Below are 6,231 nucleotides of genomic sequence, written 5' to 3'. Positions count from 1 at the left end.
CGCCAGGACAACCACGCGCCGCGCGCGATCGGTGAACCTCTCGAACATGACTCGTCGCTCCTCACAGAGCGGTCAGACAGGGACGGAAAACCCGAACCCCACTTTCCGCAAACCAGCCCCCGGGGAGGGACCCCCAAGAGGCGTACCGCACCCGTCCATCCGGTCAGGCGGCCACCCGGCCGGCCCGGTGAACCCGCACCGCGGCCGTCACCGACCATCCGTGCATGAGACTTTCCCCGACGATAGGGCGTTCACCCTCATCCAACTACCAATCGGGCCGCCGGTGTTCCAACTACGCCGCAAGCGAACGGCCCGTGTCCCTCGTGATGAGGGCACACGGGCCGTGCGGTGTATTCAGCCGGTGATGTGCTCTGAGCGAACACGCTCACCCGCGTCCGGGAACCGGGGCCATGGACTGAGGCGTGCGGGCGGGTGGCGAGCGACGCTCAGCCCTGGGCGGCCTTGAACTCGGCGACGATCGCGGCCGGGATACGACCCCGCTCGTTGACCTGCTTGCCAGCGGCCTTCGCCCATGCGCGGATCTCTGCGCTGCGCTCGCGGCTGGGCGCGTTGCGCTGTGCCCGCGCGCTGCCGCGCCCGCCCTTGGCGGGCGCCTTGCGCGCGGCCTCGACGAACGGGGCGAGCGCATCACGCAGCTTGGAGGCATTGTTGCCGCTGAGGTCGATTTCGTAAGCGGCGCCGTCGACCCCGAACGAAACCGTCTCCTCGGCCTCGCCGCCATCGAGATCGTCGACGAGAAGCACCTGAACCTTTTGCGCCATAGATACATCCTCTTTCAGCAGAGCGGTGCGGCGGCACCTGAATATAAAGCTATCCGGAGAGAACGAGAATTACAATTCTCACAAGCAGCATTCCGCATGCGCGTCGATCCCGGGCTCGTGGCATGGCGGAAAGGCGCAGCACCGCAGGCGATACGGCCCCGCCGCCTGCCTCGGGGGACCGGAGTCGTTAACCCCTGCGGCGGGCCGCATTCGCTCGCTTAGCCTCCGGCGGGACGGGTGCCTTCCCCGGGGAGTTCCGCGGGAGATCCCTCCGCGCCCTTTGCCCCGTCTTCCGCTGTAACGGCTTCGGCCACTCCCGGGCGCGCCGCCCCCGCATCCGCCGCTTCGCGACCTGCCGCGTCGTCGACCTCGCTGACCAGGCGTCCGTCCGACGTTCTCGGAGCCATCTCGTTGCGGAGCAGCTTGATGACGAACGTACAGAAGACCGTCGCGACAACAGCGGGGGGGATCAGCGCCGACAAAACGTCACCCATCGCTGGCACACCCCTTCGTTGTTGTTACTTTATGCAGCAATTACCCCACAGAGGGGCGCTGCCGACCAGTGTCCGCGATCAGCCGGCGGCCATGCCGTGATCCGCCGCGGACTCGGGAGAGATCAACATGGTCTCCGACATCATAGACACCTTCCATACCCGTTCCGACCCGGGTGCGCGACTCGCGGCTTTCGCGGAACCGCAATCGCGCCGTCCAGTCGAGTTGAGAGCACGGCACACCCGCGGGCAACGTGAAGCCGGTTAGCCCGGCGGGACCGCAACCGAATCGGAGTGGAAAAGACGACGCTTCGTGGCCGGTCCGGCGTGGTTTCACGGTCGGCGGACGTTCGGACCACCCACCCCTCTCGGCGGCCGGCCCGAAGAAGCGTCCCGGCGAGTTACCAACCGCAATCCGTAGATTACCCGTCCCTATCAGCCCCTCCGCACCGGGCGCCATATGCGTCCGGGTGCGTGCCAGTTGTGGGATCGTGGCATCCTGCACTCGGACCGGGACACGCGGCGGACCCATGGGTATGGGCGCCCGGGTAAGTGACCAAAGTCCCGACCACCCCGTCACCGTGGGCATTCGGAGGCCGTCGCCGTGGAGTTCCACGCAGATCTGCATATTCACTCCAAGTACTCACGGGCGTGCAGCAGGGATTGCGACCTGGAGCACCTCGCCTGGTGGGCCGCGCGCAAGGGCATTGACCTGGTCGGCACCGGTGATTTCACTCACCCCGCCTGGCGCGAGGAGCTGCGGTCCAATCTGGTCCCGGCCGAGCCCGGCCTGTTCCGGCTGAAGCCGGAAATCGAAGCCCGCGTGCTGCGGACCCTGCCGCCGGCGTGTCGGAAACCAACGCGGTTCATGCTCTCGGTGGAGATATCCACCATCTATAAACGGGGCGAACGCACCCGAAAGGTGCACCATTTGCTCTACGCCCCGTCGATGGAGGCGGCCGAGGCGATCACGGCGGATTTGGCGAAGATCGGCAATCTCGCCTCCGACGGCCGGCCGATCCTCGGCCTGGATTCACGGGACCTGCTGGAGATCACGCTCTCCAGCGACCCCGGCTCCTATCTCGTTCCCGCGCACGTGTGGACCCCGTGGTTCGCCGTCCTCGGCTCGAAGTCCGGGTTCGACGCGGTGGCCGACTGCTACGCCGACCTCGCCGGCCACGTGTTCGCCGTCGAGACCGGGCTCTCCAGCGACCCCGACATGAACTGGACCGTGTCGTCGCTCGACGCCTACACGCAGGTCAGCAATTCCGACGCGCACTCGCCGCCCATGCTCGCCCGCGAGGCCACGCGTTTCGACACCGACCTCGACTACTACGCCGTGCGCCGCGCGCTGGAGACCCGCGAGGGGTTCCGCGGCACCGTCGAGTTCTTCCCCGAGGAGGGCAAGTACCACCTCGACGGGCACCGCAAGTGCGGGATCCGCTTCGACCCCGCCGAGACCCGCGCGCACGGCGGGCGCTGCCCGGTCTGCGCCAAGCCGCTCACCGTCGGGGTCTCGCACCGGGTCCACGAACTGGCCGACCGCGACCCCGGGTTCCGCCCCGCGGGCGCCGCCGGGTTCACGAACCTGGTGCCGCTCCCGGAGATCGTCGGGGAGATCCTGGGCTTCGGCCCCAAGAGCAAGCGTGTCCAGGCCGAGGTCGCGCGGCTGGTGGCGGCGCTCGGCTCCGAACTGGACATCCTGCACGCCCGGCCCCTCGACGACATCCGCGCGGCGGGCGGCGAGCTCTTCGGCGAGGCGATCACGCGCCTGCGCAAGGGCGAGGTCATCCGCAACGGCGGCTATGACGGCGAGTACGGCACCATCCGGATGTTCACCCCCGAGGAACTGGCCGCCGGCACGCACGCCGCGCCCACGCTCTTCGACGACCCCGTCCCGCTGCGGCCCGCACCCGGCAAGGGCGGCGACCCCGCTCCGGCAGCGGCTCCGCCCGCGTCCCCGGAGCCCCCGGACGCTCCTCAGCCCGCGCCTGAGCCCCCTGCCGGCGGCGCGGCGGACGGCCCCCGGGAGAACGGCGACACGCCCGCCCTGTTCCCCGACACCGCCGACGACGGCCCGCGGCCGATCCCGGGCCTGCTCGACGGCCTCGACCCCGAGCAGCGGGCCGCGGCCGAGGTCCCCGGCGGCCCGCTGCTCATCGTCGCCGGGCCCGGAACCGGCAAGACCCGGACCGTCACCCGCCGCATCGCGCACCTGGTGTCCGAACGCGACGTCCCGGCCCGCCACCAGCTCGCGATCACGTTCACCCGGCGCGCCGCCGAGGAGCTCGGCGAGCGGCTGACCGCGCTGCTGGGCGAGCGCGCCCGCGAGCTCACCGTCACCACCTTCCACGGCCTGGGCCTGCTCATCCTGCGCGAGCGCTACGAGCGGATCGGCCTGTCGGCGGGCTTCGGCATCGCCGACGCCGCCCGGCAGCTGGAGATCGCCGCCGGCGTCGCCGGAGGTGAGCGCGAGGGGCGCCGGCTCCTGGCGCGCCTCGACGGCGCGGCCGATGCGGAGCCCTCGGCCGAGGAGGACGCCTACCGGCGGCGGCTGCGCGAACTCGACCTGGTGGACTTCACCGACCTGGTGGCGCTGCCCGTGCGGCTGCTGCGCGACGACCCCGCGCTCGCGGCGGCCTACCGCGACCGCTGGCGCTGGATCAGCGTCGACGAGTACCAGGACATCGACGGCACCCAGTACGCGCTGCTGCGGCTGCTGGCGGGCGACACCGGCAACATCACCGCCATCGGCGACCCCGACCAGGCCATCTACGGGTTCCGCGGCGCCGAAGTCGGGTTCTTCCTGCGGTTCACCGAGGACCACCCCGGTGCGGTGACGGTGCGGCTCACCCGCAACTACCGCTCCAACGCCACCATCGTCACCGCGGCGACCCAGGCCATCGCGCCGGCGTCGCTGGTGCCCGGCCGGGAGCTGCGGGCGGTCGGCGACTTCGCCGACCCGCCGCGGATCGGGGTGCACGTGGCCGCCGACGAGCGCGCCGAGGCGTCGTTCGTGGCCCGCGCCATCGACCGGCTGCTGGGCGGCACGTCCCACCACTCGCTCGACAGCGGGCGGGTGACCGGCGACGGCGACGGCGGCCTGTCCTTCGGCGACATCTGCGTGCTCTACCGCACCGATGCCCAGAGCGAGGCGGTCATCAGCGCGTTCAACACCGCGGGCATCCCCTTCCAGAAACGCTCGCACGACCGGCTGCTGGCGCGGCCGGCCGTGCGGCTGGTCGCCGGCGAACTGGCCCGCCACCCCGGCGGGGCGCTGACCGAGCGCGTGCGCGCCGCGGTCGCCCTGCTGTGCGAGCGGCACGCCGACGACACCGCGCTGGTGACCGACCTGCGCACGGCCGGCGAGCTGATGCTGCCGCCGGCGGGCCGGTGCGGCGCCGACCTGGAGGCGTTCCTGTCCGCCCTCGCGCTGGGCGCCGAGGTCGACGCGCTGGACCCGCGCGCCGACCGGGTCGCGCTGCTCACGCTGCACGCGGCCAAGGGCCTGGAGTACCCCGTGGTGTTCCTCATCGGCTGCGACGACGGCCTGCTGCCGTTCCGGCTGCCGGGTACGGCGCCCGGGACCGGCGACCCGGCCGGCGACGCGGAGGAGCGGCGGCTGTTCTTCGTCGGGCTGACCCGCGCCCAGCGGCGCCTGTACCTGTCGCGGGCGCGGCGCCGCACCCGGCGGGGCGGCGGGGCGGCCGACACCGTGCCGTCGGCGTTCCTGTCGGCCATCGACGACGTTCTGACCATGGCGGTCGACGAGGAGACCGCGACGCGCAGGCGGCCGAGGGACCGCCAGCTCCGGCTGATCTGACGCGGCCGGTCCGGCTCAGTGCCGGGGGACGCCGGGGGCGTTGAGGTACACGAGCATCCGGGTGTTGCCGAGGGTGTTGGGCTTGACGCGTTCGAGGCCGAGGAACTCGGCCACGCCTTCGTCGTAGGAGCGCAGCAGCTCCTCGTAGACGCGGGGTGAGACCGGGGTGCCCTGGATGGGCTCGAAGCCGTGCCGGCCGAAGAAGCCGGTCTCGAACGTCAGGCAGAAGACCCGGCGCACGCCCAGTTCGCGGGCGCGGTCCAGGAGCGCCCCGACGATCCGGTGGCCGACCCCGTGGCCCTGCGCGCTGCGGTCGACGGCGACGGTGCGGACCTCGGCGAGGTCCTCCCACAGGACGTGGAGCGCGCCGCAGCCGACGATGGTGCGCTGCTCGCCATCGCCGGCTTCGGCCACGCAGAACTCCTGGACGTCCTCGTAGAGGTTGACGGTGCTCTTGGCGAGCACGCGCCGCTCTTGGCTGAACGTGTCCATGAGTCGGCGGATATGAACGACGTCTCGGGTCCGCGCTCGGCGGACGGTGACCTGCTGGGGATGCATGACCGCCTCAGATTACTCGTTGGCCGCCATGCGCGGGACTCCGGCGTCCCCTTGTCCCGCCCGGGCCTCCCTACCCTGGCGGGACGGCCGGGACCGGCCGGGGGTCCGTCAGATGAGCTGCTTTCGCGCGGCCCATACGACCGCCTCTATGGGGGTGTTGACCCCGAGTTGGTCGCAGATGGCACGCAGCCGGCGGCGCAGGGTGCGCGCGCTCAGCTCCAGACGCCGCGCGGCGACGTCCGTGGTCACGCCGGTGGCGATTTCCGCCAGCAGCTGGAGTTCATCGTCGGTCAAGTTGACCGGAAGGGTCGGTCCAGAATCGTGGGCAGGTGCGGGGGCCGGCACCATGCTCTCCCGCAGCAGCGGGACACTGGGGTCCTTCACGGTACGACGTACGAGTGTGGCCTGTTCCACTCCGTCCTCCCTCATCCGTGGTGAGTGCGGAACAACAACTCGTCGCCGCAGTGACCTCGGTCGAGCAGAGGGACGAACCTCTTGACATGGACGCCTGGGTTTTCTCCGGGACCGGCCGCCGACCACCGGCGCAGAAGCCTCCCTGGCACAGAGGCGGGTGCGC

At 71.3% G+C, this 6,231-nt stretch carries 5 protein-coding genes; 1 reads left to right on the top strand and 4 read right to left on the bottom strand.

The features are described 5' to 3' along the window. Positions 1 to 446 precede the first annotated feature (446 nt). Complete coding sequence (locus ACFO4E_RS18630) at positions 447 to 782, bottom strand: histone-like nucleoid-structuring protein Lsr2 (protein ID WP_378576512.1); 336 nt, start codon at positions 780 to 782, stop codon at positions 447 to 449. Between the two features lie 218 nt (positions 783 to 1,000). Further along, complete coding sequence (locus ACFO4E_RS18625; RefSeq protein WP_378576511.1) at positions 1,001 to 1,276, bottom strand: hypothetical protein; 276 nt, start codon at positions 1,274 to 1,276, stop codon at positions 1,001 to 1,003. A 601-nt stretch (positions 1,277 to 1,877) separates the two neighbouring features. On the opposite strand from ACFO4E_RS18625, the gene ACFO4E_RS18620 reads away from it, so the two are divergent. After that, positions 1,878 to 5,096 (top strand): UvrD-helicase domain-containing protein, encoded by a 3,219-nt coding sequence (locus ACFO4E_RS18620; protein WP_378576509.1) that lies wholly within the window; start codon positions 1,878 to 1,880, stop codon positions 5,094 to 5,096. 15 nt (positions 5,097 to 5,111) lie between these two features. Here the strand turns inward: ACFO4E_RS18620 and ACFO4E_RS18615 are convergent, their stop codons facing one another. Together ACFO4E_RS18615 and ACFO4E_RS18610 are read right to left on the bottom strand one after the other, a co-directional pair. Beyond that, the gene (locus tag ACFO4E_RS18615; protein WP_378576507.1) at positions 5,112 to 5,654 is read right to left on the bottom strand and encodes an amino-acid N-acetyltransferase; all 543 of its coding nucleotides are present in this window, start codon (positions 5,652 to 5,654) and stop codon (positions 5,112 to 5,114) included. Between the two features lie 108 nt (positions 5,655 to 5,762). Continuing rightward, positions 5,763 to 6,068 (bottom strand): LuxR C-terminal-related transcriptional regulator, encoded by a 306-nt coding sequence (locus tag ACFO4E_RS18610; RefSeq protein WP_378576528.1) that lies wholly within the window; start codon positions 6,066 to 6,068, stop codon positions 5,763 to 5,765. Positions 6,069 to 6,231 lie beyond the last annotated feature (163 nt).

The sequence above is a fragment of the Nocardiopsis mangrovi genome (genome assembly GCF_042653925.1).
Lineage (GTDB): Bacteria > Actinomycetota > Actinomycetes > Streptosporangiales > Streptosporangiaceae > Nocardiopsis_B > Nocardiopsis_B mangrovi.
The sequence above is the reverse complement of the archived record's forward strand: the minus strand, read 5'-3'. Positions and strand labels throughout refer to the sequence as shown.

Excerpts from the sequence above, each read along its gene's own strand:
- ACFO4E_RS18630 (WP_378576512.1), bottom strand. The coding sequence starts at position 782 with ATGGCGCAAAAGGTTCAGGTGCTTCTCGTCGACGATCTCGATGGCGGC.
- ACFO4E_RS18615 (WP_378576507.1), bottom strand. The coding sequence starts at position 5,654 with ATGCATCCCCAGCAGGTCACCGTCCGCCGAGCGCGGACCCGAGACGTC.
- ACFO4E_RS18625 (WP_378576511.1), bottom strand. The coding sequence starts at position 1,276 with ATGGGTGACGTTTTGTCGGCGCTGATCCCCCCCGCTGTTGTCGCGACG.